This window comes from Arthrobacter sp. sptzw32, assembly GCF_059089735.1.
The window spans coordinates 1-25,335 of the sequence record NZ_JBNHEZ010000012.1 but is presented as its reverse complement, the minus strand read 5'-3'; the positions used below and the strand labels follow the sequence as shown (position 1 = coordinate 25,335).

General features: G+C 64.6%; 26 protein-coding genes, 2 tRNA genes and 1 other RNA gene. 17 read left to right on the top strand and 12 right to left on the bottom strand.

Features of this window, described 5'->3' with window-relative positions:
* Window positions 1–525: 525 nt before the first annotated feature.
* From AC5RVN_RS17255 to AC5RVN_RS17235, 5 genes are all read left to right on the top strand, one after another.
* The gene (locus AC5RVN_RS17255; RefSeq protein ID WP_494039938.1) at window positions 526–945 is read left to right on the top strand and encodes a DUF3052 domain-containing protein; all 420 of its coding nucleotides are present in this window, start codon (window positions 526–528) and stop codon (window positions 943–945) included.
* The gene (locus tag AC5RVN_RS17250) at window positions 942–1,436 is read left to right on the top strand and encodes a peroxiredoxin (protein ID WP_494039937.1); all 495 of its coding nucleotides are present in this window, start codon (window positions 942–944) and stop codon (window positions 1,434–1,436) included. The genes AC5RVN_RS17255 and AC5RVN_RS17250 overlap by 4 nt, the downstream gene beginning before the upstream one ends.
* Before the next feature lie 6 nt (window positions 1,437–1,442).
* Window positions 1,443–2,363, top strand: a complete 921-nt coding sequence (locus AC5RVN_RS17245; RefSeq protein WP_494106564.1) for an NAD-dependent protein deacetylase — start codon at window positions 1,443–1,445, stop codon at window positions 2,361–2,363.
* Between the two features lie 109 nt (window positions 2,364–2,472).
* A tRNA-Val gene (locus tag AC5RVN_RS17240) sits at window positions 2,473–2,548 on the top strand.
* 112 nt (window positions 2,549–2,660) lie between these two features.
* The gene (locus AC5RVN_RS17235) at window positions 2,661–2,939 is read left to right on the top strand and encodes a hypothetical protein (protein WP_494106565.1); all 279 of its coding nucleotides are present in this window, start codon (window positions 2,661–2,663) and stop codon (window positions 2,937–2,939) included.
* Window positions 2,940–3,159: 220 nt separating this feature from the next.
* Here AC5RVN_RS17235 and AC5RVN_RS17230 read toward each other — a convergent pair whose 3' ends face one another.
* Window positions 3,160–3,885: a FadR/GntR family transcriptional regulator gene (locus AC5RVN_RS17230; RefSeq protein WP_494039934.1), complete on the bottom strand. Its 726-nt coding sequence runs from the start codon at window positions 3,883–3,885 to the stop codon at window positions 3,160–3,162.
* 200 nt (window positions 3,886–4,085) lie between these two features.
* On the opposite strand from AC5RVN_RS17230, the gene gnd reads away from it, so the two are divergent.
* Window positions 4,086–5,522, top strand: a complete 1,437-nt coding sequence (gnd, locus tag AC5RVN_RS17225) for an NADP-dependent phosphogluconate dehydrogenase (protein ID WP_494106566.1) — start codon at window positions 4,086–4,088, stop codon at window positions 5,520–5,522.
* A 98-nt stretch (window positions 5,523–5,620) separates the two neighbouring features.
* On the opposite strand, the gene epsC is transcribed toward gnd, so the two are convergent.
* The 3 genes from epsC to msrA all read right to left on the bottom strand — a co-directional run bounded on the left by epsC (window position 5,621) and on the right by msrA (window position 7,769).
* The gene (gene epsC, locus AC5RVN_RS17220; RefSeq protein WP_307609633.1) at window positions 5,621–6,205 is read right to left on the bottom strand and encodes a serine O-acetyltransferase EpsC; all 585 of its coding nucleotides are present in this window, start codon (window positions 6,203–6,205) and stop codon (window positions 5,621–5,623) included.
* 40 nt (window positions 6,206–6,245) lie between these two features.
* A complete protein-coding gene (cysK, locus tag AC5RVN_RS17215; RefSeq protein WP_494039932.1) occupies window positions 6,246–7,181 on the bottom strand; it encodes a cysteine synthase A in 936 nt (311 codons plus the stop codon).
* Between the two features lie 63 nt (window positions 7,182–7,244).
* Window positions 7,245–7,769, bottom strand: coding sequence for a peptide-methionine (S)-S-oxide reductase MsrA (gene msrA, locus AC5RVN_RS17210; RefSeq protein WP_494138737.1), 525 nt, complete (start codon window positions 7,767–7,769; stop codon window positions 7,245–7,247).
* Between the two features lie 101 nt (window positions 7,770–7,870).
* On the opposite strand from msrA, the gene AC5RVN_RS17205 reads away from it, so the two are divergent.
* Entirely contained in the window at window positions 7,871–8,794 is a 924-nt protein-coding gene (locus AC5RVN_RS17205; protein ID WP_494106568.1) for a Nif3-like dinuclear metal center hexameric protein, read from the top strand.
* Window positions 8,795–8,939: 145 nt separating this feature from the next.
* Window positions 8,940–9,677 (top strand): zinc ribbon domain-containing protein, encoded by a 738-nt coding sequence (locus tag AC5RVN_RS17200; protein ID WP_494106569.1) that lies wholly within the window; start codon window positions 8,940–8,942, stop codon window positions 9,675–9,677.
* A gap of 78 nt (window positions 9,678–9,755) precedes the next feature.
* On the opposite strand, the gene AC5RVN_RS17195 is transcribed toward AC5RVN_RS17200, so the two are convergent.
* Entirely contained in the window at window positions 9,756–10,520 is a 765-nt protein-coding gene (locus tag AC5RVN_RS17195; protein WP_494039928.1) for a YaaA family protein, read from the bottom strand.
* A gap of 56 nt (window positions 10,521–10,576) precedes the next feature.
* Between AC5RVN_RS17195 and rnpB the strand changes: the two genes are divergently transcribed.
* The 5 genes from rnpB to AC5RVN_RS17170 all read left to right on the top strand — a co-directional run bounded on the left by rnpB (window position 10,577) and on the right by AC5RVN_RS17170 (window position 14,489).
* Window positions 10,577–10,968: RNase P RNA component class A (gene rnpB, locus AC5RVN_RS17190), an RNA gene on the top strand.
* Between the two features lie 44 nt (window positions 10,969–11,012).
* Window positions 11,013–11,555 carry a TspO/MBR family protein gene (locus AC5RVN_RS17185; RefSeq protein WP_494138736.1) on the top strand — a complete coding sequence of 181 codons (543 nt, stop codon included), beginning with the start codon at window positions 11,013–11,015 and terminating at the stop codon, window positions 11,553–11,555.
* 262 nt (window positions 11,556–11,817) lie between these two features.
* Window positions 11,818–13,296 (top strand): glyceraldehyde-3-phosphate dehydrogenase, encoded by a 1,479-nt coding sequence (locus AC5RVN_RS17180; RefSeq protein WP_494039926.1) that lies wholly within the window; start codon window positions 11,818–11,820, stop codon window positions 13,294–13,296.
* Window positions 13,297–13,370: 74 nt separating this feature from the next.
* Window positions 13,371–13,580 (top strand): hypothetical protein, encoded by a 210-nt coding sequence (locus AC5RVN_RS17175; RefSeq protein ID WP_494039925.1) that lies wholly within the window; start codon window positions 13,371–13,373, stop codon window positions 13,578–13,580.
* 111 nt (window positions 13,581–13,691) lie between these two features.
* Window positions 13,692–14,489 carry an HNH endonuclease family protein gene (locus tag AC5RVN_RS17170; protein ID WP_494138735.1) on the top strand — a complete coding sequence of 266 codons (798 nt, stop codon included), beginning with the start codon at window positions 13,692–13,694 and terminating at the stop codon, window positions 14,487–14,489.
* A 50-nt stretch (window positions 14,490–14,539) separates the two neighbouring features.
* Here AC5RVN_RS17170 and def read toward each other — a convergent pair whose 3' ends face one another.
* The 3 genes from def to orn form a co-directional block, all read right to left on the bottom strand.
* Window positions 14,540–15,112, bottom strand: coding sequence for a peptide deformylase (def, locus tag AC5RVN_RS17165; protein WP_494138734.1), 573 nt, complete (start codon window positions 15,110–15,112; stop codon window positions 14,540–14,542).
* A 105-nt stretch (window positions 15,113–15,217) separates the two neighbouring features.
* Window positions 15,218–15,290, bottom strand: a tRNA-His gene (locus tag AC5RVN_RS17160).
* 129 nt (window positions 15,291–15,419) lie between these two features.
* Entirely contained in the window at window positions 15,420–16,049 is a 630-nt protein-coding gene (orn, locus tag AC5RVN_RS17155) for an oligoribonuclease (RefSeq protein WP_494138733.1), read from the bottom strand.
* 168 nt (window positions 16,050–16,217) lie between these two features.
* Here orn and mptB point away from each other — a divergent pair, with 168 nt between their 5' ends.
* Window positions 16,218–17,774 (top strand): polyprenol phosphomannose-dependent alpha 1,6 mannosyltransferase MptB, encoded by a 1,557-nt coding sequence (gene mptB / locus AC5RVN_RS17150; protein WP_494138732.1) that lies wholly within the window; start codon window positions 16,218–16,220, stop codon window positions 17,772–17,774.
* Here mptB and AC5RVN_RS17145 read toward each other — a convergent pair.
* The 3 genes from AC5RVN_RS17145 to AC5RVN_RS17135 are packed head-to-tail and all read right to left on the bottom strand — an operon-like array spanning window position 17,767 to window position 20,326.
* Window positions 17,767–18,450 carry a DNA alkylation repair protein gene (locus tag AC5RVN_RS17145; RefSeq protein ID WP_494138738.1) on the bottom strand — a complete coding sequence of 228 codons (684 nt, stop codon included), beginning with the start codon at window positions 18,448–18,450 and terminating at the stop codon, window positions 17,767–17,769. The two genes, mptB and AC5RVN_RS17145, sit on opposite strands and share 8 nt — an antisense overlap.
* A gap of 8 nt (window positions 18,451–18,458) precedes the next feature.
* Window positions 18,459–19,205 carry an alpha/beta hydrolase gene (locus AC5RVN_RS17140; RefSeq protein WP_494138731.1) on the bottom strand — a complete coding sequence of 249 codons (747 nt, stop codon included), beginning with the start codon at window positions 19,203–19,205 and terminating at the stop codon, window positions 18,459–18,461.
* Between the two features lie 2 nt (window positions 19,206–19,207).
* Window positions 19,208–20,326, bottom strand: a complete 1,119-nt coding sequence (locus tag AC5RVN_RS17135) for a LacI family DNA-binding transcriptional regulator (RefSeq protein ID WP_494138730.1) — start codon at window positions 20,324–20,326, stop codon at window positions 19,208–19,210.
* A gap of 169 nt (window positions 20,327–20,495) precedes the next feature.
* On the opposite strand from AC5RVN_RS17135, the gene AC5RVN_RS17130 reads away from it, so the two are divergent.
* The 3 genes from AC5RVN_RS17130 to AC5RVN_RS17120 are packed head-to-tail and all read left to right on the top strand — an operon-like array spanning window position 20,496 to window position 23,715.
* On the top strand, window positions 20,496–21,665 hold the full coding sequence (locus tag AC5RVN_RS17130; RefSeq protein ID WP_494138729.1) for a Gfo/Idh/MocA family protein: 1,170 nt from the start codon (window positions 20,496–20,498) through the stop codon (window positions 21,663–21,665).
* Window positions 21,665–22,879: a dihydrodipicolinate synthase family protein gene (locus AC5RVN_RS17125; RefSeq protein ID WP_494138728.1), complete on the top strand. Its 1,215-nt coding sequence runs from the start codon at window positions 21,665–21,667 to the stop codon at window positions 22,877–22,879. Before AC5RVN_RS17130 ends, AC5RVN_RS17125 begins: the two co-directional genes overlap by 1 nt.
* Window positions 22,876–23,715: a sugar phosphate isomerase/epimerase family protein gene (locus AC5RVN_RS17120; protein WP_494138727.1), complete on the top strand. Its 840-nt coding sequence runs from the start codon at window positions 22,876–22,878 to the stop codon at window positions 23,713–23,715. Before AC5RVN_RS17125 ends, AC5RVN_RS17120 begins: the two co-directional genes overlap by 4 nt.
* Window positions 23,716–23,820: 105 nt before the next feature.
* Here AC5RVN_RS17120 and xylB read toward each other — a convergent pair whose 3' ends face one another.
* A complete protein-coding gene (xylB, locus tag AC5RVN_RS17115) occupies window positions 23,821–25,239 on the bottom strand; it encodes a xylulokinase (RefSeq protein ID WP_494138726.1) in 1,419 nt (472 codons plus the stop codon).
* Between the last annotated feature and the right edge of the window lie 96 nt (window positions 25,240–25,335).

The window sequence follows — 25,335 nt, the reverse complement described above, 5'->3', positions numbered from 1 at the left end:
GGACTCAACCCACTCGGCGGTCTCTTCCGGATCACGATCAGGCAGCTGGTTAGTCAACCCGCTGAGGATATGGGAGGTATCTTCTCCTGCAGCCACGTCCAACCTCTCTTTGCGCGCATTTGATGGCGCACTCAGGCCGGGCAGGGTGACCGCCCGGCGTAAATACGCCGTGTGCGACGTATCGGTTACAACAGCCCGGTCATGTGTGCCGGGCAGGGTCCTAGCATTCCTACGCCTGCACTGGAGTTTCAGGGTTGTTGCTCCGCAGGCTTAGTTGTCACCTGCAACTCTAACTCTGTCCGGAACACGATGCGTAGCCGCAGGCTTCGGGGGCCCTGTTGTATTTCGCCGTCATACTGGTTGTGTGACAAAAAGCCGCTGCGGAGCGGGTTGGCTTCATCAGGTGTGACGCAGAATATGCGCCGCCCCGGGGGCGTCAGCTTGAAGCGCAGGCACAAAGGGTGTTGGCTTGGGAGTAATGGAAATCACTATGCACACTGCATATATGAGGCATTGGAGGAACACGTGAGCGAGGCCGACGCCGCCACATCGGTAAATGTGGCGGAAAAATTGGGTTTCAAGAACGGGGATCTGATTCAGGAGTTCGGTTACGACGACGACGTCGATTTCGACTTGCGTGACGATATTGAAGACTTCACGGGTTCGGAACTGCTGGACGAGGACGACCATGAAGTGGCGGACGCCGTTATCCTCTGGTGGCGCGACGGCGACGGCGACCTCGTGGACAGCCTCATGGATTCGCTGACTACCCTCAGTGAAACCGGCGTTGTCTGGGTCCTTACCCCGAAGTCCGGCAGGGCCGGTTACGTTTCCCCGGCCGAGATACAGGAAGCTGCGCCGACGGCCGGCCTGCACGTCACAACTTCGGCAGGCGTTTCAAAGGACTGGAGCGCGTCCCGCCTGGTGAGCAGGAAAAACAAGTGACGGCAGCGCTTGACGCTGCCACTCAAGGCGTGCCGGCCGTTGGCGTGCCGGCACCTGATTTCGAACTCGCCAATCAGTTCGGCGAACCGGTCAGGCTTTCTTCCTTCCGCGGCCAGAACGTGGTCCTGGTGTTCTATCCCTTCGCTTTTTCCGGAATCTGCACCGGGGAGCTGTGCGAGATACGGGACAACCTGGCCGCCTTCGAGGATGCCAACGCCACCGTCCTGGCTGTGTCCGTAGACAGCAAGTTCAGCCTGCGCGCCTACGCTGCCCAGGAAGGGTACAGTTTCGATCTGCTGGCGGACTTCTGGCCACACGGTGCCGTTGCCACCGCCTATGGCGTCTTCGATGCAGAGAGCGGGATGGCAAAGCGTGGCACGTTCATCATCGATGCCGCCGGAAATGTCCGGTACTCAGTGGTGAACCCGCGCGGCCAGGCCAGGGACCTACGGGAATACCGCGCTGCCTTGGCCAACCTCAGGCAGGCCTGACCGCCCATGGAGCAGCGGCGGGCGGGTGTAGGCCTGACAGGCTTCGCCAGCATGCCGCCGGTGGCTCCAGCGCGGCCCTCGGCGGAGGAGCTTGCCGTTCTGCTCCAGATCCGCGAAATCCTCGCCGGCAAGCGCTTTGCGTTGCTGACGGGCGCCGGGCTCAGTACAGATTCAGGCATCCCGGACTACCGCGGCCCGGAGTCAACTCCGCGGACCCCCATGACGTACCAGGAGTTCACCCGGGACGCCGCCAACAGGCAGCGCTACTGGGCCCGAAACCACATTGGCTGGTCCCATCTCCGCCATGCTGACCCCAACCAGGGCCATCGGGCTTCCGCCGAGCTGGAGCGGCGGGGCTTCCTCACCGGCTTGATAACCCAAAACGTTGACCGCCTGCACGAGGACGCCGGGAGCGTCAACGTCGTTGACCTTCACGGCAGGTATGACCAGGTGGTGTGCCTGGAGTGCCGCCGAACTTATTCCAGGCGCCTGCTGGCGGGAGTGCTGGAGGAGTTGAACCCCGATTTCCTGGCCCGGGCAGAGGAAACGGGACTGGTGGAAATGGCGCCGGACGCGGACGCCGCCGTTGAGGACCAGGCGCTGATCAGAAGCTTCGTGGTGGCTCTCTGCCCTGCATGCGGCGGAACGCTAAAGCCAGACTTTGTATACTTCGGGGAGAACGTGCCCAAAGAGCGGGTTGAGCGCTCGTATGCGATGGTGGACGATGCCCGCGCGCTGGTTGTGGCGGGATCGTCACTGACCGTCATGAGCGGGCTGCGCTTCGTCAGGCATGCCGCAAAGGACGGGAAGCCGGTCATCATTATCAACCGGGGGCAGACGCGGGGCGATGACAAGGCCGTGATCAAGCTGGAGGCGGGCGTCAGCGAAGCTTTGAGCTGGCTGGCCGCCGAGCTTCCGCCCTTGTAGCAGGGGCCGGGCAGGAATGCCGACGGCGCCGATTCGCGTTTCCCGGCCTGCATCCGGTAGAGTCTATGTTCGTTGGTTACGGCGCTGAAGCGCCGGTTTCCGCGTGTTTGGGTCTTTAGCTCAGCTGGTAGAGCGCCACGTTTACACCGTGGATGTCATCGGTTCGATCCCGGTAGGACCCACCAGGAAACCCTGTTGTTTCCGCCTGAAGGCGGAAGCGGCAGGGTTTTTTCGTTGTCCGGCACCCGGGGTTTGAATGTCGGTGCCCTGCAATAGGTTTCAGGAATGGAACACGTGATGGTGCGAACCGGAATCAACGGAATGCCCGCGTCGGTTGTGCGCAACGGCAGGGAATGGACAGTAGGAGCCGAACCAGTCCGCTGGTTTGAGCGGGTGAGCTGGTGGGAACTGAACCGGAGGATGCCGAAGGGCCTCAGCCGGGTTGATGTCGAAGTCCTGCAGGTGCAGGTACGGCTCGGGGGCAACCACGGCTCGGCGCTGACCACAATGCTGCTGGAAAGGGACGGTGCAGGCGGCGGGTGGCGTCTGCGGGAGGCAGTCGCGGACGCAGCCTGATAACCGGGGTTTCGGGGGCCCGGTGGCCGCCGGGCATTGGAAAACCCTCCACCGCGACTATTGGGGGATGCCGCGGTGGAGGGTCTGAGATGAATATACCGTGAACGGCAGGAAACAAGGTAGTTCCTGCCGGGGTGTGTCGGCGCTATGTGGGCGGGTCTCCACCAACCGGATCCAAGGGACTCTGACGCCGGCCTGGCGTCCTGCCGGTGCGGTCAATTCAGTGGCGTACCGGAATAAAAACGCGCGGCTGCTCCGTCCAGGTATCAGACATCTGGGACATGGTCCGGCGCATAATCCTGTCGGAGGCATTCCGCGCAGCCGGGGCATCGCCCCTGGCGATGGCCTCTGCGACGTCTACATGCCATTGAAGGGCTGCCTCGTGCGGGTGGTCCGGCATCAGGCCGTGGACGGTGCGCCCGGTCAGGGTCTCGGCCACCTGCCCCATCAGGTTGGCGAACATTTCGTTGCCGGAGCCGGAGAGCAGCAGGGAATGGAACTGAATGTCCAGCTCGAGGAAGCGGGGCACCTCGCCGTTGTGTCCGGCGTCGCGCATTGCGTAGGCGACGTCCACGAGTTCCAGCCGCAGCGGCGCGGGAGCGTTTTCTGCGGCGAGTTCTGCTGCCGCGGGTTCGACGGCGGCACGCAGTTCGGCGAGTGAGCGGAGCTGCGCGCCTCGTGCGTCGCTTGCCAGGCGCCACCTGATGACCTGCGGGTCGAAGGGATTCCAGCGGCTCGCCGGCAGGACCCGGATGCCTACCCGCTTGGTGGTTTCCACGAGGCCGAGGGACTGCAGCACGCGGACGGCCTCGCGGATGACCGACCGCGACACCTTCAGCTCGTCTTCCAGCTGTTCAGCCAGCATGACGTGGCCGGCGGGCAGGTTGCCTGCGACGATGCGGGTGCCAAGATTCTCGATGGCACGGTGATGCAGGCTGGTGGTCATGCAGCTAAGCCTAGTGCTGGCCGGTGCTTCGCCCGCCTTTGTGGTGGACGGGCACTGACACAAAAGCTTCCAGTAGGTGGGCGTTACTTCCCTGTGACCCGTCGAATATATATGCTTTATTCAGACCCTCGGTCTGCAACTGTGCTTCCGCGCAAAGGGAGCCGCTGCACATCCAACGCACAGCATGAATTGGAGTTTTGATGTCTGCACACATCGGTGTCACCGGCCTTGCGGTGATGGGTGCCAACCTGGCCCGCAACCTCGCGCGGAACGGCTTCACGGTCGCACTGCACAACCGTTCGGTGGAAAAGACCGACGCCCTGCTCGAAAAGCACGGTTCTGACGGCAACTTTGTCCGGACCGAAACCCTCCAAGAGCTCGTTGACTCCCTGGAGAAACCCCGCCGGGTCCTCATCATGGTGAAGGCAGGCAAGCCGGTGGACTCCGTCATCGAGCAGCTGGAACCGCTGCTGGAAGCCGGTGACATCATCATCGACGCCGGCAACTCCCACTATGAGGACACCCGCCGCCGCGAGGCCGCTCTGGCCAAAAAGGACCTGCACTTTGTCGGCGTGGGCGTCTCCGGCGGCGAAGAGGGCGCCCTGAACGGACCCTCCATCATGCCCGGCGGTTCCAAGGAGTCCTACAAGGCACTCGGCCCGCTGCTGGAAAAGATCTCCGCCAAGGTGGACGGCGAACCATGCTGCGCCTGGGTGGGAACCGATGGCGCCGGCCACTTCGTGAAGATGGTCCACAACGGCATCGAATACGCCGACATGCAGGTTATCGGCGAAGCGTTCGACCTGCTGCGCTCCGGAGCCGGCATTGAGCCGGCAGAGCAGTCCAAGATTTTCACCGAGTGGAACAAGGGCGAGCTGTCCTCCTTCCTGATCGAAATCTCCGCCGAGGTCCTGGGCCACGTCGACGCCAAGACCGGCAAGCCGTTCGTTGACGTTGTGGTGGATGCCGCAGGCCAGAAGGGCACCGGACGCTGGACCGTCATCTCCGCGCTCGAACTTGGCTCCCCGGTCTCCGGCATCGCCGAATCCGTCTTTGCACGCGCCCTGTCCTCCCAGGCGGGCCAGCGCAAGCTGGGCCAGGAACTGCTGGCCGGCAATGAAGCTTCCGTGGAAATCCCTGAGACCTTCGTTGAAGACGTCCGCCAGGCGCTGTACGCGTCAAAGCTGGTCTCCTACGCCCAGGGCCTGGACATGCTCACGTCGGCAGCCAAGGAATACGGCTGGGACCTGAAGCTGGACGAGATCGCTTCCCTGTGGCGGGCCGGCTGCATCATCCGTGCCGAGCTGCTCAAGGACATCACCAAGGCCTACGCTGCCGATGAGAAGCCGGCCAACCTGCTCTTCGCGCCGGCCTTCACCAAGGCCATCGCCGACGCCGTTCCCGCCTGGCGCCGCGTGGTGGCTACGGCTGTCCAGCTGGGTATCCCGGTACCGGTGTTCTCCTCCTCGCTGGCCTACTATGACGGCCTGCGCCGCAAGCGCGTTGCTGCAGCCCTGATCCAGGGCCAGCGTGACCTCTTCGGAGCGCACACCTACGGCCGTGTTGACGCCGAGGGCACCTTCCACACCCTCTGGGGCGAGGACAAGTCCGAGATCGAGGCAGTGGACACCCACTAGCAGCCGCGTTGAGTACGCCGAAGGCCGGCAGTTCCATCAAGGAACTGCCGGCCTTCGGCTTGTTCGGCTGCTGACTCCCGGCGGCGGAAATCGGGGAATCAGATCCGGTATTCGATGTCGTACTCAGCCGGATCGACTGCGGGCTTGGTCTCGCGTTGGGCGTCCCGGTGGCGCCACTTGGCGGGAACACCGGTGACGATTGACTCCGGCGGCGCGTCCTTGACCACCACCGCGTTGGCGCCCACAGCGCTGTCACGGCCGATGGTGATCGGGCCGAGGATCTTGGCGCCCGCACCGATCGTGACGCGGTCGCCAATAGTGGGATGCCGCTTGATCCTTGCCAATGAGCGGCCGCCGAGCGTGACACCGTGATAAATCATCACATCCTCGCCAATTTCGGCGGTCTCACCGATGACCACACCCATGCCGTGGTCGATAAAGAACCTGCGGCCGATCGTGGCACCCGGATGGATCTCTATGCCGGTCCAGGACCGGCCCAGCTGGGAGAGCAGCCGTGCCGGGAACCGCAGGGCAGGGTTCTGCCACATGCGGTGCGTCAGGCGGTGGATCCAGATGGCGTGAAGGCCGGAATAGGCGAAAAAGTTCTCAAAAGAACCTCGAGCCGCCGGGTCGTGGGACCGGGCGGCGTCGAGGTCTTCCTTCAGTCTTGCAAAAAAGCCCACGAAGTTCTTTCTACAGGAAACGGGCGGAGGGCGGTTCTATTCAGCCGCGGATGTCGTCATAGAGCACGGTGGAGATGTAACGCTCGCCGAAGTCGCAAACAACAGCAACAATCAGCTTGCCTGCGTTCTCCGGGCGCTTCGCCAGTTCCAGGGCGCCCCACACAATGGCACCGGAGGAAATGCCGCCCAGGATGCCTTCCTTGACACCGAGTTCGCGGGCAACGCGGACAGAGTCTTCAAGGGTGGCGTCCAAAACTTCGTCGTACACGTTGGTGTCCAGGATTTCGGGGACGAAGTTTGCGCCGATGCCCTGGATCTTGTGCGGGCCGGGGGTGCCGCCGTTGAGGATTGCGGAGTCCTTGGGTTCCACAGCCACGATCTGGACGCCGGGCTTGCGTTCCTTCAAAACCTGTCCGACGCCGGTTACGGTTCCGCCGGTGCCCACACCTGCGACAAAGATGTCCACGGCACCGTCGGTGTCAGCCCAGATTTCCTCGGCCGTGGTGTTGCGGTGGACTTCCGGGTTGGCCTCGTTGGCAAACTGCTTGGCCCAAATGGAGTTCTCGGTGTTGGCCACAATTTCCTGGGCCTTCTCAACTGCGCCGCGCATTCCTTCGGAGCCCGGAGTCAGGACGATTTCGGCACCAAAAGCACGCAGCATCACGCGGCGCTCCGTGGACATGGTCTCCGGCATGGTCAGGATGACCTTGTAGCCGCGGGCGGCGCCCACCATGGCCAGGGCGATGCCGGTGTTGCCGGAGGTGCCCTCAACGATGGTTCCGCCGGGCTTCAGCGCACCGGATTTCTCTGCTGCGTCCACGATGGCCACGCCAATGCGGTCCTTGACGCTGTTGGCCGGGTTGTAGAACTCAAGCTTGACGGCGACGGTGGCATCCAGGCCCTCGCTGAGCCGGTTGAGCTTGACCAGCGGCGTGCCGCCGACCAGCTGTGTTACATCGTCATAGATCCGTGCCATGAAAATACGCCTATCTCTGAGGGTGGATACTGAGGTCAGCTTAACGACGCCGCGTAACGCCCGCTAAGCGTTAAGCCATGAAGAGTAATATTTCCTGGCCTTGGCGAGCTTGGGGTTGATGATCACCTGGCAGTACCCCTGTTCTGGATGCTTGGCGTAGTAGTTCTGGTGGAATTCCTCGGCAACATAAAAGCGGGGGAGCCGGCTGACTTCGGTGACGATCGGATTCGCCCACAGGGCCTGGTTCCGGTCGATCGCTTCCTCAAAAAGGATCTTCTCTTCGGTGGTCTCGTAGAACATGGACGAGCGGTACTGCGTGCCGACGTCGTACCCCTGACGGTTGAGGGTTGTGGGATCGTGCAGGGCGAAGAACATGTCCAGGATGACCTCTGCCGGTATTACGTCCTCGTCGAAGGTCACTGCCACCACCTCGGCATGCCCGGTGGTGCCGCTGCAGACCGAGTAGTAGTCAGGGTGGGGATCGTGGCCCCCTGTGTAGCCCGACACCACTGAGGTGACACCCTTGGTCTTCTGGTAGACGGCGTCGAGGCACCAGAAGCAGCCTCCGCCCAAAACAAAAGTTTTCATGATCTCTTCAATGGTTCGCGGCGCAGGATGATTCCCCGGCCGGTTTACAGCGCCGCTTCAAACGTGGGGTCCCGGCGGCATGATGGGGTAAAACTAAGACTATGGAACCTGTGGACACTGACGTTACCGGCCAGGAGAATCACGACGGCGGCGCCCCTGCCGGTGAGGAGGCAGCGGCGGGCCAGCCCGAGGTTCCCACCCTTGGAGAACTGCTGCTGGCAGTCGAGGAACTGTGGCCCGAGTCCCTGGCCGAGAACTGGGACGAAGTCGGGCTGGTGGCGGGGCACCCTTCCGCTCCGGTCACCCGGGTGATGTTTGCCGTGGATCCCACCCTTGAGGTCATCGAGGAAGCAGTGGAGTGGGGAGCCGAACTCCTGATCACGCATCATCCGTTGCTCCTGAAAGGCGTCACGACGGTTGCTGCGACCACACCGAAGGGCCGGGCGGTCCACCGGCTGATCGAGTCGGGCACCGCCTTGTTGACCGTTCATACAAACGGGGATTCCGCCGTCGGGGGAGTGTCCGACGTGCTGGCCGACGCCCTGGGCCTGCAGGACGCCGCCCCGCTGACGGTGGCTGCCAACGGCCTTCCCGAAGAGGGAATCGGGCGGGTCGGTGACCTGGCCGATGCCATGACCCTGGGGGACTTCGCTGCACGTGTCTTCGGGATCCTGCCCTCCGTGGCCGGGGGAGTGCGGGTCTCCGGTGACAAGGACGGGCTGGTGCGCCGGATTGCCGTCTGCGGCGGTTCAGGGGATTCACTGTTCAATGAGGTGCGTGCCAGCAATGCCGACGTCTATGTCACTGCTGACCTGCGCCACCATCCCGCGTCCGAGGCACGGGAAGCGGCGCTGAACGGCCGGCCCTACCTGGTGGATGTCTCGCACTTCGCCAGCGAATGGCTGTGGCTGCCGGCAGCTGCGGCAGCACTGGGCAACGTCCTGGCTGACCAGGGCCATGACGTCGAAATCAAGGTCAGTACCACCAACAGCGATCCGTGGGACTTCATCCTGACTCCGGGCTAAGCCCGTGTGAGTCCACCGGCGGGGCCCACACCGGCAGGGAAACGCAGCGGGCGCAGCGAGGCAGGGGAGCAGGCCAGGCGCTAGAGTCTAGGAAGCGCCGTTCAGGTGCCCGGCCCCGGCCGGAAGGGATCAAGCGGAGGTAACAGTGGCGAAGGCAGCACCGGCGGAACAGTTGAAGTTGCTTGAGCTGCAGGCGCTGGACGCCCGGCTGAGGTCGCTTGCCAACCGCCGCCGCTCGCTTGAGAACGATCCCCGCATCAAGGACCTCCAGGCCGCGTTGTCCGTGGCCAACGGGGAGCTGGGTTCCGCAAAGGTGGCCGTGCACGATGCCGAGGCCGAACTGAAACGCGCCGAGGCGGATGTGGAGCAGGTGACCACCCGCATCGAAAAGGATGAGGCCAGGCTTAACAGCGGAACGGGTTTGTCGAAGGACCTGGTCGCTCTGCAGAAGGACATCGCCTCCCTGAACAAGCGGCGCTCGGACCTTGAGGACGTGGAGCTTGAAGTTCTGGAACGTCTTGATTCCCTCCGGGCCCGGCAGGCAAAACAGCAGGGGATTGTGGACGACATCCAGGGATCGTTCGGCAGCATCCGGGCCGAGCTTGACGCAGCGCTGGCAGAGGTAGAGGCGGAGGCCGGCGGACTCCGCGCCCAACGCGCCGAGTTCGCCGCCGCGCTCGACGCCGGGATGCTGGCTGTGTACGAGAAGACCCTGGCCAAGCGCGGGGTGGGCGCCGCCCGGCTGTTTCACGGCACGTCCGAGGCCTCGGGAATGAAACTGAGTCCCGGCGACCTCGCCGAAATCAAGGCAGCTGCCGCCGACGACATCGTGTTCTGCCCCGACTCCGGCGCCATCCTTGTCCGCTCGGAAGAGTGGGCCTGACCCTCTCAAACAGCGTCAAGCGACCTCTAAGGCCTGGGAACGACGCCTACGGCTGCCAGGCTGGGGGAGGCGGGTAAGTTAGCCCGGCAGGATGATGTTCAACGCGTGTGCCTTCCGTGCTGAACCGGCCACGAGCTCGGCTTCCCACTTTTCGCAGGTCGCCTTGAGCAGTTGGGCCGGCGTCTCCGGCGCCTTGCCCCGCCGGGTCAGGAGGTGCCGGGCAAGTTCACCGCGGGTGTGCTTGGCGAAGTGGCTGACCACCTTCCGGACCCCCTTGACCTCGGTGTAAACATTGACAGTGACGGTTTGGGCGGCCGGCGGTGTCCACGCTGCCGCGTAGGTGCTCGACCGGCAGTCCACCAGCAGCTGCCCGGAAGCGGCTTCCGCCAGGGCGTCGGCGAGCTGGGGTTTCCAGAAAGAGGCGAGGCGGCCGACGTCGGGCAGCGCAGTTCCCATTGACAGCCGGTAGGCGGGCACGCTGTCGCCGAAGCGTATGGCCCCCCACAGTGCCGAGATAACGAGTACCGACCCGTCCGCCTTGCGGCGCTGGCTGACGGTGAGGCTTTTGTAGCCCAGGGCGTCGTAAAGCACCCCCGAATAGATCTGGTGGGCTGGAGCCGCAGGTTCAGCGTGGAGGCGGGTGTTCCGGTCGACGTCGTCCTTCAGCGATGCCCCGACCCCCAGCAGCGAGAGGGCGTCCTCATGCGCGCTCATTGTACCCAGCGCGTCCAGCACTTTGGCCCGGTAGGAGTTCAGCTGCGGGAAGCTCAGCGAAGGCCAGTCGACGGCGGATCCGCGGACCGCGGGTGTCTTGCCTTCAGAGGGGGGAAGCAGAATCAGCACCGTCCGATCCTACCGGCGGAGGGAAAGCTGCACGGCGCCGGTAGACTGGTAGCGGATGGGTTGACCAGGCGGCCGCGCGTCACGCAAGTGGCTCGAGGAACGTCCGGGCTCCGCAGGGCAGGGTGGTGGGTAACGCCCACTCGGGGTAACCCGCAGGCCAGTGCCACAGAGAACAGACCGCCTGGGTCGCGCCGGTTTGAAAGCGGCACGAAGCAGGTAAGGGTGAAACGGTGGTGTAAGAGACCACCAGCTTCCCGGGTGACCGGGAAGGCTAGGTAAACCCCACCCGGAGCAAGGCCAGACAGGACACGTTTGAGGGCTGCCCGCCCGAGTGTCCGGGTAGGCCGCTGGAGGGCGCCGGCAACGGCGTTCGTAGATGGATGGCCGCTACTCCCGCGCCGGCAACGGAGCGGGAGCACAGAACCCGGCGTATCGGTCAACCCATCCATCACACTTGTTTGACCTAGGACGCTGCGTTGGGGATGCTGAACCGTGCCCGCTGTTACTGATGGAGAACCCGCCCCGGGAGACGCCGCGCGTCGGTTGCCTTCCCCGGGCAGGCAAGCGGCTGCCCTTGTTGGTTTCCTGGGCCTTTCCTATGCCGTGTGCATGCTGGCCTCCGTCCCGATCATCCTCAACTCCAACGGCTGGTTTGCTGCCTCGGTCAAAGCACCGTGGATGCCGGCCGGGTGGATGTTCCGGACTGTGTGGTTCGCCCTCTATGCCTTCAGTGCGGCGGCGGCGTGGCTGGTTTGGCGCCGGGGAGCCCTGTCGGGCCGGGCCGGAAGGACCTACGCCCTGCAGTTGCTGCTGAACCTGGCGTGGCCGTACCTGTTTTTTGGGCTTTACCCTCTGCTTGGCGCCGCTGCACTCTGGCTCGCCCTCGCGGTCATCTGCGCCCTGGCTCTCGTATTAACGCTGCTGATCCTGCAGTTCGGGCCAGTCCATACCAGGGCCGGGCTGCTGGTACTGCCCTACTTTTCGTGGGTGGTGTTTTCCGCCAGCCTCAACCTCTACTCCGCCATCCACAACTGAGCCATGCCGGTGAATCCACAGCAGCCTGCTGTGTGAGTGATTTCACGCAGCCCATGCACCGGCAGGGGAGTGCACCAATTTAGAATGGATAACGGACGCAGGAGTTCTTCCGCCGGAGTTGCGTTCGCATCCGGCGGTTTTCTTTTGCACACAACCAGGCGCCTGGGGCCAAATCCCGCAGGTGCCAGTGCCCCTGGACATCATCAGGTGGCCGACATTCGTGTACGAGGACGTACGCGGCTGAACCGAGGAAGGTATTTCTGTGAGCCAGACGTCAGATTCTTGTCTTGATACGTGGATGGGCCGGGAGGCCCTCGCCGAGGCCATGATTCCGGTGATCGGCCGGCTGTACCGCGAAAATAACGTGGTGACCAGCATCCATGGCCGGAGCCTGATCAACAAGTCCACCATGAACATCCTCAAGGCGCACCGCTTTGCGCGCCGGATGAGCAAGGACGAACTGCGGCTGGAGGAAACCGCCCCGCTCCTGAACATCCTCGCCGGGCTGGAACTCGGTGCCGCAGCGATCGACATCGCCCGGCTGAACCAGAAGTTCAAGGAAGAGGGCGGCGACGCCACGCTGGAGGAATTCCTTCGCGCCGAACTGGCTGACGTGGTGGGCAAGCGCGGCGGCGACGACCGCACCAGCACCGACGTCGTCCTGTACGGCTTCGGCCGCATCGGCCGGCTCCTGGCCCGCCTCCTGATCGAAAAGGCCGGCGGCGGCCACGGCCTGCGGCTGCGCGCCATCGTGGTACGCCGGGGCTCCGACAACGACCTTTCCAAGCGTGCCAGCCTGCTGCGCCGCGACTCGGTGCACGGGTCCTTCGAAGGCACCATCCGGATCGACGAGACAGCCAACACCATCACGGCCAACGGCGTCCAGGTGCAGGTCATCTACTCGGACAACCCCGCCACCATCGACTACACGGCCTACGGCATCAACAACGCCCTGGTGGTGGACAACACCGGCCGCTGGCGCGACGCTGAAGGCCTGTCCCAGCACCTGCAGAGCAAGGGTGTGGCGCGGGTGCTGCTGACCGCCCCAGGCAAGGGCGAACTGAAGAACATCGTCCACGGCATCAACCACCGCACCATCGAGGACACGGACCAGATCGTGTCCGCGGCCTCCTGCACCACTAACGCCATCACCCCGGTCCTGAAGGCCATCAACGACAAGTTCGGCGTCATCCACGGCCACGTCGAGACCGTTCACTCCTTCACCAACGACCAGAACCTGATCGATAACTTCCACAAGGGCGACCGCCGGGGCCGCTCGGCCGCGCTGAACATGGTGATCACTGAAACCGGAGCCGCGAAGGCCGTCGCCAAGGCCCTGCCCGAGCTGCTGGGCAAGCTGACCGGCAGCTCCATCCGCGTCCCCACCCCCGACGTTTCCCTGGCAATCCTGAACCTGAGCCTGGAAAACGGGACCACCAAGGACGAGGTCAACGACTACCTGCGGGAGATGTCCCTGCACTCGGACCTGCGCAAGCAGATCGACTACATTGACTCACCTGAAGTGGTCTCCACCGACTTCGTTGGGTCCCGCCGCGCGGGCATCGTGGACGGCCTGGCCACCATCTCCAACGAAAAAAACCTGGTGCTCTACGTCTGGTACGACAACGAGTTCGGCTACAGCTGCCAGGTGGTCCGCGTGATGGAGGAAATGGCCGGTGTGAACCCGCCGTCCTTCCCCGCCAAGGAATCCGCCGCAGCCCTGGCTGCCATCTCCGTCTGATCAACCGCGGCGGTGTCCTGATTTCCCGGCTGGTTCCTCTGGAAACAGCCGGGAAACGGGACCACACTTGTGCCATGGATAAAGACTCGACACTCCAGCACGAGACCACCCTGGAACACGCCCTGGATGTGGCAAAAGCCAACCACAAAGAGGCTGTCCGGCTGCTTGAACGCGCCCGCGCCGCCTACCAGGCGGGCGACGTCGGCGAGGACCGGGTGCGGCAGCTTGAAGGACTCCTGGCCATCGCGGAGGAGGACCTCCGGCGGGTGATGCGGGAGCAATAGCTCCCGGTGTGACCTTTCACTCGCCCTCCACAGTGTGGATATCTGCGGGGAGGGACGGCACGTGTCCTAGGCTCTTCTGGTGCGTGAGAACACCCGAAGGGCAGAAACCCGATGACCGTGAGCTGGTCCGCCTATCGACGGTCCCGTCGGCGTTCCCGGCAGGCGTGGGGAGTCCTGGCACTTGCTGCCGTCTCGGCTCTTGGAGCCCTGTTCTGGTTCTTCACCGCCGGCCAGTTTGCCGTGGCGGAGCCCACGGCGTCCGGGCCCACAGAGGCCCCCGTTTTTGACCCTGCCTGGATGAAACCCGTTGTCCCGGTGCATCCGGTGCCACCCGGGACGGCTCTGTCTGCACTGGAAGGGCTTGCCGTGAAGGGCCGCGCCGCCAAGGACAACTACGACCGCGAGGCGTTCGGCCAGGCATGGCAGGACGTGGACCGCAACGGCTGCGATACACGCAACGACATACTTCGCCGCGACCTGACGGCGGTGGTCTTTATGGAAGGATCGAAGTGCCGGGTGGCAGCCGGCTCCCTCCATGAGCCCTATCTCGGGCAGTTCGTGGAATTCCGCCGTGGCTCCGAAAGCAGCCGGGCGGTTCAGATAGACCACGTGGTTCCGTTGGCGGACGCGTGGCAAAAGGGCGCCCAGGGCCTAAGTGCAGGGGAGCGTCAAAGCCTCGCCAACGATCCGCTGAACCTCATTGCCGCGGACGGGCCGGTCAACGGCCAGAAGGGCGCCGGCGATGCCGCTACCTGGCTCCCCAAAAACAAATCCATCCGCTGCCACTACGTGGCGCGGCAGATTTCTGTCAAGGCAGCCTATGACCTGTGGGTGACGGAGCCGGAAAAAGAGGCCATGAAGCGCGTGCTGGGGTCCTGCCCGGACCAGCAGACCATCTCAGCCAACTGATCCCTGCCCGCTTCCCGCGCACGTAGGCAGTTAAGGCGGCCCCGTCGGGCCTAATGGCCGAAGGGGTCCGGGTCCACTCCCGGCATCCAGGTCAGCCCGGGAACGCCCCAGCCATTCTTTTTGGCCTGCTTCATGGCTTTGCGGGCGTATCGGTCCATCAGCCGGTTGACGTAGAGCTTGCCGTCGAGGTGGTCGTACTCATGCTGCAGGACGCGGGCGAACCAGCCCGTCGCCTCGAACTTCACCGGCTGCCCAAAGCCGTCAAGGCCTTCCACCCGGGCCCACTCGGCACGCTTGAGCGGGTACTGCCCGCTGGGGAAGGACAGGCAGCCTTCCTCTTCCTCGTCGGGGTCGGGGACAGCCCCGGAAATTTTCGACAGGGTGAGGACCGGGTTGACCAGGACCCCCGTGGGGGGAGCGCCGTCGTCATTGGCGTACTTGTAGACAAAGATCCGCTTGCCCACGCCTACCTGCGGGGCTGCCAGGCCCACGCCGTTGGCTGCGTCGTTCGTTTCGAACATGTCGGCGATCAGGGCCCGCAATTCGTCGTCGAACACTTCCACCTCGGTTGCCCTGCGGTGCAGCACGGGCTCTCCCCAAATGGTGATGGGCAGAACAGTCATTTTCCGGTCCTTCGGCGGTATCTAATGCAAAAGAAAAGAAAGGAGGCCGCACCGGATATCCGGTACGGCCTCCTTGCTGGACGGCCATAAGTACCATCCTGTGAGGGTGAGCTACGGGGGTTGAACCCGCGACCTCCTGGACCACAACCAGGCGCTCTGCCAACTGAGCTAAGCCCACCATGCGCCCTGCAGAATTACCGGCGGGCCGGCTCTCTGGAAAGGCAACTCAAATAGCTTACCTGCTCCGCGGGGATGGTTTGTCCACTTTCGCCCGTTTCAGGAAAATTTCCTGCAAACGTGGCGCAGATTACTCTTCCAGCTGCTGTGCATTGCCGGCCGCGGTAATGCGCTTTGCGATCTGCTGGGCTGTGGCGCTGTCCGGGCCGGGCGCCGGCACAAACACGGCTTCACGGTAGTAGCGAAGTTCGTCGATGGAATCCTTGATGTCCCCAAGTGCGCGGTGGCCGCCCTTCTTTGCCGGCGACTGGAAGTAGGCCCTGGCGAACCAGCGGCGGGAGAGCTCCTTGATGGTGCTGACGTCAATCACGCGGTAGTGCAGGTGCTCCACCACTGAGGGCATGTCCCGCGAGAGGAACACCCTGTCGGTGCCTACCGAGTTGCCTCCCAAGGGTGCCTTGCGCGGATCCGGTACCCACTTTTCGATGTACTCCATCACCGCTGCCTCGGCTTCGGCCATGGTGGTTCCATGGGGCAGCTCCTTGAGCAGCCCCGACTTGGTGTGCATGTCACGGACGAAGTCGTTCATCTGGGCCAGCGCGGCATCATCCGGTTTGATTACTACGTCCACCCCGTCGCCGAGGATGTTCAGTTCGGAGTCCGTGACCAGTGCAGCCACCTCGATCAAGGCATCATTCTTGATGTCCAGGCCGGTCATTTCGCAGTCGATCCAGACGATTCGTTCGTTAGATATAGGCACCGGACCAGCCTACCGTTACACGTCCGGGCCACCTGCCGGTGCTAGGATTTCGGGTACGCGGCGGGACTGGTTGCCGCCGTTGTAACCCGCATTGGCCGGCCACTGGGCCCGCGGTGCAGAAGCGCGCAAACCCAAGAGCGCAGACCCAAGAGATTGGACGATCCTGACATGACGGCGCCTGTGCCTGCAGCCGGGGAACTGGCGGCCGGGGACGCTGCTGCGGTGGTTGTAGCCGGCGTGGACAATCCCCGCTCGCCGCTCCTGGCGGGGTTCGCGGGCTCGATGTTCATGCTGATCGGGTCCCTGGGTGTGGGCTGGCTGGCCCCTGTCTCGGAACTCCGGCGGATGGCGCTGTTCATTTGGATGCGGACAGAAGCAGCGGGTGTTGCCCTGTCCATCATTCTGCTGGCCGTAGGCGGGATGCTCCTTGTCCGCGCCTGGCTCCGGTTGGGCCAGCGCGTGCGCGTCTGGGGAGAAGACGCCCGCAGGGCGACGCTGCAGGCCGTGGTTGCCTGGGGGCTGCCCATGATGTTCTGCGTGCCGCTGTTCAGCCGCGACGTCTACGCCTACATCGGCCAGGGCCGCCTGATGGTGGAGGGTTTCAACCCATACGAGAACGGCATCTCGGCGCTGTCCAACTACTTTCAGCTGGGCGCGGACAAGATGTGGACCGAGGCCCCTGTCCCTTACGGACAGTTGTTCCTGTGGATCGAGCAGTTCGTCGTGTGGGTCACCAACGTCCAGCCTGAAGCCAGCGTGATGCTGTTCCGGCTGGTGGCACTGGCCGGAATAGTCCTCTGCGTGATCTATGTGCCCAAACTTGCGGAACTGCACGGGGTCAACCCCAGCCGGGCGCTGTGGCTCACGGTGGCCAACCCCCTCTTCCTGACCAACTTCATCGCCAGCGTCCACAACGACGCCCTGATGATCGGGCTGGCGCTGGCCGGCCTTTACTACTCAGCGACCCGCCGCGTGGTCCGCGGGATCGTCCTCGTGACACTCTCGATCGCCGTTAAACCCATCACCATTGTCTTCCTGCCTTTCATCGGACTGCTGTGGGCCGGCAGGAACGCCGGCTGGCTGCGCAGGTTCTCGTACTGGGGACTGACGGCAGCCCTGAGCCTGGGGCTCCTGGTTCTGATGAGCCTGGTCAACGGCTTTGGCTTCGGCTGGATCAACGGACTCTCGGCACCGGGCAGCATCTACATCTGGTACGCACCCGTCGGGCTGATCGGAATGGTGGTCGCCTCGCTGGGAAACTCCTTCGGGCTGGACGGATGGCTCCTGGCGGACTGGGTGTTCGCCGCCGGTAAGCTGCTGGCGGTGGGGATCGCCGCGTGGCTGATCCTCAGGGGCGATTACGACCGCCTGATCCGCCGGCTCACACTGGCGTTCGCGGCGATTGTCCTGCTGGCACCCATGATCCAGTCCTGGTATGTGGTGTGGCTCATTCCGCTGTTTGCCGTGACCGGGATCCGGAACGACTGGCAGGTCAAGGCACTCTACTTTGTGGTTTCGTTCTTTATGATCTACGCCATCTCGGATCAGCTGGAGGTTTTCCCGTACCTTCAAACCGCTGACCTTGGTCTGGCCCTGGCGCTGGCGCGCGTAGCCGCTGCCGTGACCGGACTCCTGTTCGGCCTGTACCTGATCTTTTGGGATCCGCGGACCCGCAGCCTCTTCCGGAAAAGTCCGGAACCGGTGGTTGAACGGCCAGTCATCTAGCGAAGTTCTTCATGGCCTCCCGGCGTGACAGCGGGCTCATCTGCTCCTCGTGCGCGGCCACAAAAGCGGCAACCCAGTCCGGCGCAGTTTTTGCGTACTCCCGCAGGGACCAGCCGATCGCTTTCCTGATGAAAAACTCGGGGTCGGTGAGGTTCGCCTCAATCACGCGGCGCAGGAGCTCTGTGTCCGTGTTTCCTTTAGCCCTGAGCTGTGCAGTAATGGAAGCCCGCCTCACCCACAAATCCGGGTCCGTGCTCCAGCGCAGAATCACTGCTGACAGCTCTGCCGGGTGCGCCTGCAGCAGGGAGCAGATACGGCCGGCAACGCCGTCGGTGAAGTCCCACCAGGCACCCTGGCGGATGATCAGTTCATAAACCGGGAGCATGCCCAAGTCGGCTGCTGCGAGCTTGCCGGCAGTCAGGTCGATGGCCCCGTACCGCTCCTCGCGGTACTCCGCGGAGCCCCACAGTTCCAGCACGCTGGCCCGCTGCTGTTCTGCGGTGTCAAACGGAAACCGCGCAACCACTGCCGTCACCAGGCGGCGCACTTCCGGTACACGGACGCCTAAAAACGGCATGGCGGACTTCATGTAGGCCTGCGCCCCGACGGCACGCACCGGGTCAGCCAGTTCACGGAGCCCGGCGCGGATCGCGTTGAGCGCTTCCCGGTTCACCATGGTGTCGATCAGTTGGCGTTGGGTGGTTCCACCCAACCCTCTCGATCCAGCCAGGCCGCACACAGCGGGCTCCACTGATCGGGCCCGGGCTCGCCGTCGGCAAGGCCCAGCCCGTGCCGCCCCGTGGGAAAGACGTGCAGCTCGGCCGGCACGCCGGCGCTGAGCAGCGCGCCCGCATAGCCGAGGCTGTGGCTGACCGGTACGGCGTCGTCGTCGGCCGTGTGCCAAAGAAACGCCGGCGGAGTTCCGGCGGTGACCCGCTGCTCGGCTGAGAGTTCCGCCAGGATGTCCGACGGCGGCGCTTCGCCCAGCAGGTTGTCCACTGAACCCTGGTGCACCTCCCGGGTGTAGGACACCACCGGGTAGCACAGTACGGTAAGGTCGGGGACTGCCTGCGGGACGTCGAGGTCCGCACTGCCGGTTGCCACTGCCGTGGAGAGCGTGGCTGCAAGGTGCCCGCCTGCGGAGAACCCGAGCACCCCCACGCGTCCGTGGTCCACGGCGAGGCCATGTGCGCCGCTGCGGATGTGGAGCATTGCCTGCTTGGCATCCTCAAGCGGCGCAGGGTGCCGGTCCGGGGCAACCCGGTACCGCAGGACAAAGGCGTGAATGCCCAGCCCGGCCAGCCACTCCGCGACAGGTTCCGCTTCGTGGTCGGCCTGCCGGGCGTACCCGCCGCCTGGAAGTACCAGGATGGCGGGCCGGTCGCCGGGCCCGGGGGTGCGCGAAGGGACAGCGGTGAGATGCAGCGTCACGGTCAGGCAGCCGTCTCGGTGCTGCGCCGCAGGGTCACTTCGCCGGTAATAGGGCGCGACTCGACGCCGTCGGCTCCTTTTTGCGTATCGGTGCCGTCCGGCCCTTCCCCGGCCGCGGCGCCCGGAGCAGTTGCACGGGTGGCAAGGCGGCCGATCTCTTCGAGCGGCAGGCTGACAGTGGAAAGTGCCGGGCGGAAGTCCCGGAGCGTTTCGATGTCGTCAAACCCGGCGATGATGGCATCGCGGGGGATACGAAGCCCCTCTGAACGCAATGCGGCCGCGGCGCCGATCGCCATGACGTCGTTGACGGCGAAAATGCACAGCTTGGTACTCCCGCGCCCCTCGACCGTGTCCGCGCGTCCTGCTTTGATCAGACCGGCAAGCTTAAGCCCGGCCTCGTAGCCGCCTGCGCGGTTAAAGGTAGTACGCACAATGTCAGCAGGTTCACGTCCGGCGGCGGCCAGGCCCTCCTGGAAACCGCGGATCCGGTCGTCGGAAGTAAAAAGCCCCCCGGGCCCGCCGATGATCACAAAGCCACCCTCCCAGCCGGACGCGAGTTCGCCCGCCAGTGCTGCGGCAAGCTCCTGGTTCGGCACGGCCACCACGTAGTAGCCCTCGGGTGCCTTCGCACCCACCACGGGATGGCCAACGACCCCTACCCGGCCGCCGTTGCGGCAGTACCTGTCCAGCTCTGCGGCGAGTTCAGCGTTGCCTTCCCGGTCTTCCGGCTGGGCAGAGCGGGAGCCGGCAATCACTATTGAATCGGCCCTGCGGGCGGCGAACGCAGCAACTGCTTCCTTTTCCTCCGCCGGCGCTCCGCCGGTGGTGGCCAGCAGGACCATTTTGCGCTGTTCCCGTGCCGCTTCCTGTACACCCCTGGCAATGGCGGAAAAGTAGGGGTCTGCGATGTCGTGGACGATCAGGCCGATAAGCCCTGAACTGGATTTGGCAAGGCCCTGGGCCTGGGCGTTGGGAATGTAGCCCAGCGACTCGGCGGCATGGCGTACCCTGTCCGCGATGTCCTGGCCGGGTTTGCGGGCGGACCCGTTCAGGACACGGGAGGCTGTGGCAGGCGAAACACCGGCAAGCCGCGCCACCTCAGTAAGGGTACTTGCAGCCACGGTGTCTCCTGAATGATTCGGGTCGAAAAGCGTAAGGACATTATGGCAGTTTCAACCTGCATTCGGAAAGCGCTTGCCAACACTTCAATGCCCGTGCATTATGGAGTTAGCGGGAATGCGCTTTCCCAAACCAGCTTGAGTAGAACTGCTCACTCACCGTGGAGGACACATGGGCTTCGAGACAAAAACGATCCGCATCGCCATGAACGGCATCACCGGCCGGATGGGGTACCGCCAGCACCTGCTGCGCTCCATCCTCCCCATCCGTGACGCCGGCGGCTTCACACTGGAGGATGGCACCAGGCTTCAGGTCGAGCCCATCCTGGTGGGCCGCAACGAAGCGAAGATCCGGGAACTGGCCGAAAAGCACAAGATCTCCGAATGGAGCACCGACCTTGACGCAGTGATCAACGATCCCACCGTTGACATCGTCTTTGACGCCTCAATGACCAGCCTCCGCGCAGCGACCCTCAAAAAAGCCATGCTCGCCGGCAAGCACATCTTCACCGAGAAGCCCACGGCTGAAACCCTTGAGGAAGCCATCGAACTGGCCCGCATCGGCAAGGAGTCCGGCGTGACCGCGGGTGTTGTCCACGACAAGCTGTACCTGCCCGGCCTGGTCAAGCTCCGCCGGCTGGTGGATGAAGGCTTCTTTGGCCGCATCCTCTCCATCCGCGGTGAATTCGGCTATTGGGTGTTTGAAGGCGACGTCCAGGCCGCGCAGCGCCCGTCCTGGAACTACCGCAAGGAAGACGGCGGCGGAATGACCACGGATATGTTCTGCCACTGGAACTACGTCCTTGAAGGCATCATCGGGAAGGTCAAGAGCGTCAACGCCAAGACCGCCACCCATATCCCTGCACGCTGGGACGAAGCGGGCAAAGAGTACAAGGCCACCGCCGACGACGCTTCCTACGGCATCTTTGAACTCGAAACCCCCGCCGGCGATCAGGTTGTCGGCCAGATCAACTCCTCCTGGGCAGTCCGCGTCTACCGCGACGAGCTGGTGGAATTCCAGATTGACGGCACGCACGGTTCTGCCGTCGCAGGCCTGAACAAGTGCGTTGCCCAGCAGCGGGCCCACACCCCCAAGCCGGTCTGGAACCCGGACCTGCCCGTCACCGAGTCCTTCCGCGACCAGTGGCAGGAAGTCCCCGCCAACGCTGAGTTGGACAACGGCTTCAAGCTGCAGTGGGAAGAGTTCCTTCGCGACGTTGTTGCCGGCCGCGAGCACCGCTTCGGCCTGCTGTCCGCTGCCCGCGGCGTCCAGCTCGCCGAACTCGGCCTGCAGTCCAATGACGAACGCCGCACCATCGACATCCCGGAGATCACGCTCTAATGACCTCTCTTATCCTTCCCTCCTCCGACGGCGGAACCAGGGAGTACCGGCTCCGGGGCGCTGAGTCCTGGGCCCGTCCCGCCGCCCCGCTGACAGCACGCCGCGCCTATGCGGCAGCCCATGTCATCCCCGAGGTCCTGGCAGAGAACACTCCCGGGGCGCCGGCCCGGCTGGACTGGGAAGCAACCATGGGTTACCGCCATGAGCTGTGGTCCTACGGCCTGGGCGTTGCCGATGCCATGGATACCGCCCAGCGCGGCATGGGCCTGGACTGGGCCGCCACCCAGCAGCTCATCAAGCGCACCGGTGTGGAGGCTGCCTCGGTAGTGTCCGCCGGGAATGCGGCCACTGCCGGCAAGTCCGTCCGGGACCTCGTGTCCTGCGGGGCCGGCACTGACCAGCTGGACATCGATGCCCTTCCTGCCGGAGAAGCCGGACTCAAAGCGGTCCTCGAGGCGTACCGCGAGCAGATTGCCGTGATCTCAGAGGCCGGACCCAAGGTCATCATCATGGCCTCCCGGGCCCTGGCCAAGGTGGCCAGCGGCCCCGATGACTACCTGAAGGTGTACTCCACACTGCTGCAGGAAGTGGACCAGCCGGTGATCCTGCACTGGCTCGGCACCATGTTCGATCCCGCCCTCGCCGGCTACTGGGGTTCGGATGACGTAGCGGCGGCCACTGAGACCTTCCTGGGACTGATCAAGGACAACGCAGCCAAGGTGGACGGCGTCAAGGTCTCCTTGCTGGATGCCAGCCACGAGGTGGCCCTTCGCGCAGCACTGCCCGACGGCGTCCGCCTCTACACCGGGGACGACTTCAACTACCCGGAACTGATCGACGGCGACGGCACCCACCACTCCGACGCCCTGCTGGGCATCTTCGCCGCGATCTACCCGGCAGCATCGGTGGCCCTGCAGAACTACGACGCCGGCAACGCCGTCAAGGCACGCCAAATCCTGGACTCCACCCGCGAACTGGGCAAGCACATCTTCAGTGCCCCCACGTTCTACTACAAGACCGGCATCGCGTTTATGTCCTGGCTCAACGGCAAGCAGCAGGGCTTCCAGATGGTGGGCGGCCTGCACTCCGGCCGCTCGGTGTGCCACCTTGCCAGGACCTTCGAACTGGCGGACCAGGCCGGCCTGCTGCGGGACCCCGCCCTGGCTGCCTTCCGGATGTCCGACTACCTGCGCATCAACGGGGTGGGAGTTTGAGCGACTTCTCACGCCTTGCCATCAACACCGCCACCACCAAAAAGTGGACCCTCGCCCAGGTGGTGGAGGGCTGCGTCAACGCCGGCATTCCGACAATCGGGCCCTGGCGGGACCGCGTGGAGGAAGCCGGCCTGGACAAGGCGGCGCGCCTGATCAAGGATGCCGGCCTCCGGGTCTCCTCCCTGTGCCGCGGTGGCTTCCTCACCGCAGCCGACGCCGAGGGGCAAACCGCTGCCCTGGCTGACAACCGCGCTGCCATCCTGGAAGCGGTGGCCCTGGGCACCAGGGAACTCTTCCTCGTTGTTGGCGGGCTGGCACCGGGGGAGAAGGACGTGGTGGCGGCAAGGCAACGCGTTGCTGACCGGCTTGCGGACCTCGTTCCGTTCGCCGCGGAAAACGGCGTCCGGCTGGTCCTGGAACCGCTGCACCCGATGTATGCCGCGGACCGCGCCCTGATTTCGACCCTGGGGCAGGCACTGGACCTCGCGGCGCCTTTCGAGGCCGCCACGGTGGGTGTCGCCGTCGATACGTTCCACGTCTGGTGGGATCCCGAGCTGAAAACGCAGATTGAACGCGCCGGCCGGGAAAACCGCATTGCCTCCTACCAGGTGTGTGACTTCAACATGCCCATCGCCGCCGACCCGCTGCTGTCCCGCGGCTACATGGGCGACGGCGTGGTGGACTTCGCCACCATCGGCACCTGGGTGCGCGATGCCGGGTACACCGGTGACATCGAGGTGGAAATCTTCAATCAGGAGATCTGGGACACGGACGGCGATACCGTCCTGGCCACGGTCAAGGAGCGATACGCGGAGCTCATCCTCCCGTACGCCTGACCTGATCCAGACCGCGGGCTTCTGCTACGTCACGGCAGGAGCCTGCGCCCCACATGAAAGGACCCGGACCGCTCAGCGGTCCGGGTCCTTCTGTCTGGAGGACTATTAGGCGTACATCCCCGCAAACCTGCGGTAACGGGCCAGCACCCCGTCGTCGTCCTGCCCGGCAGGGAGGTCGACGGCGTCGAGCGCCCACTGCGGAAAACGTCCAGTGAGTGCCGCTGCTGCCTGGCGTGCTGCACCGTCGGCCACATACTCGCCGGGACGCGGCACGGTGACACTGATGCCCAGCAGCTGTGCTGCCGCCTGCTGGACCGCGCTGGACTGCGCACCGCCGCCCACCAGGATGACCCGTCCCGCCTCGACTCCCTGTTCCTGGAGTGCCGCCAATCCGTCTGCAAGCGAACACACCACGCCCTCGACGGCGGCACGCGCCAGGTTCGCAGGCGTGTAGTTGCCGCGGGTGATGCCGTGGAGCGAGCCGGTGGCATCGGGCAGGTTCGGCGTGCGCTCGCCGTCGAAGTAAGGCACGAGGGTCAGGCCGCCGGCGCCCGGTTCGGCGGACAGCGCAAGTTCGTTGAACTCCACAATGGTGACACCGAGCAGAGCTGCGGTGGCATCAAAGACCCGGGTGGCATTGAGCGTGCAGACCAGTGGGAGGTAATTCCCGGCGGCATCGGCGAAGCCTGCCACCAGTCCGGACGGATCGGCGGCAGGGGTACCGGACACGGCGAACACCGTTCCGGAGGTGCCCAGCGACATCACCACATCACCTACGGCCGCGCCTGCACCGAGTGCCGCTGCCGCGTTGTCTCCGGCCCCTGGAGCCACGACAACCCCGCCGGGCGTCTTGCCGGCGGCGTCCAGCGGCCCCAGTACATCCGGAAGCAGCGGCACGTGTCCGAGCGATGACTCCAGGACCTCCGGCAGGTACGTCCCGGCCGCCGTCGAATAGTAGCCGGTGCCGGACGCGTCCGAACGGTCAGTGGTCAGCGCCTCGAGGCTTCCGGGGCCGCTGCCTTCGCCGTAGCCCAGGAGCCGCCAGGTCAGCCAGTCGTGCGGCAGGCACACTGCGGCAACCTTCGCTGCGTTCTCCGGCTCGTTGGCAGCCAGCCAATGCAGCTTCGTAACCGTGAGCGAGGCCACCGGGACAGTGCCTGTGGCACCGGCCCAGTAGCGGGCTCCTGCCGCGGCATCGCCGTCGCCCGCTTTGATAATCAATTCCCGCGCGGCGCCGGCGCTGCGGGTGTCGTTCCACAGCAGCGCCGGCCGGATGACCCGGCCGTCACTGTCGAGGCACACCATTCCGTGCTGCTGGCCGCCGACCGATACTGCTGCCACGTCGTCGAGGCCGCCTGCTTGCTCTAATGCTTCCTGCAGGGCAGTCCACCAGTGGTCGGGGTGGACTTCAGTGCCCTGCGGGTGGCTGGCCCTGCCTTGTCGGATCAATGCCCCGGTTTCGGCGTCACGAACCACCACTTTGCAGGACTGGGTGGAGCTGTCGATACCTGCTACGAGTGCCATGGTCAGTGGGCGCCCAGGAGGTGTTCGATGGCGAGTTGGTTGAGGCGTACGAACGCGAAGGAGCGTTCGGCTGCGGTGTCGGCGTTGAAGTCCTCG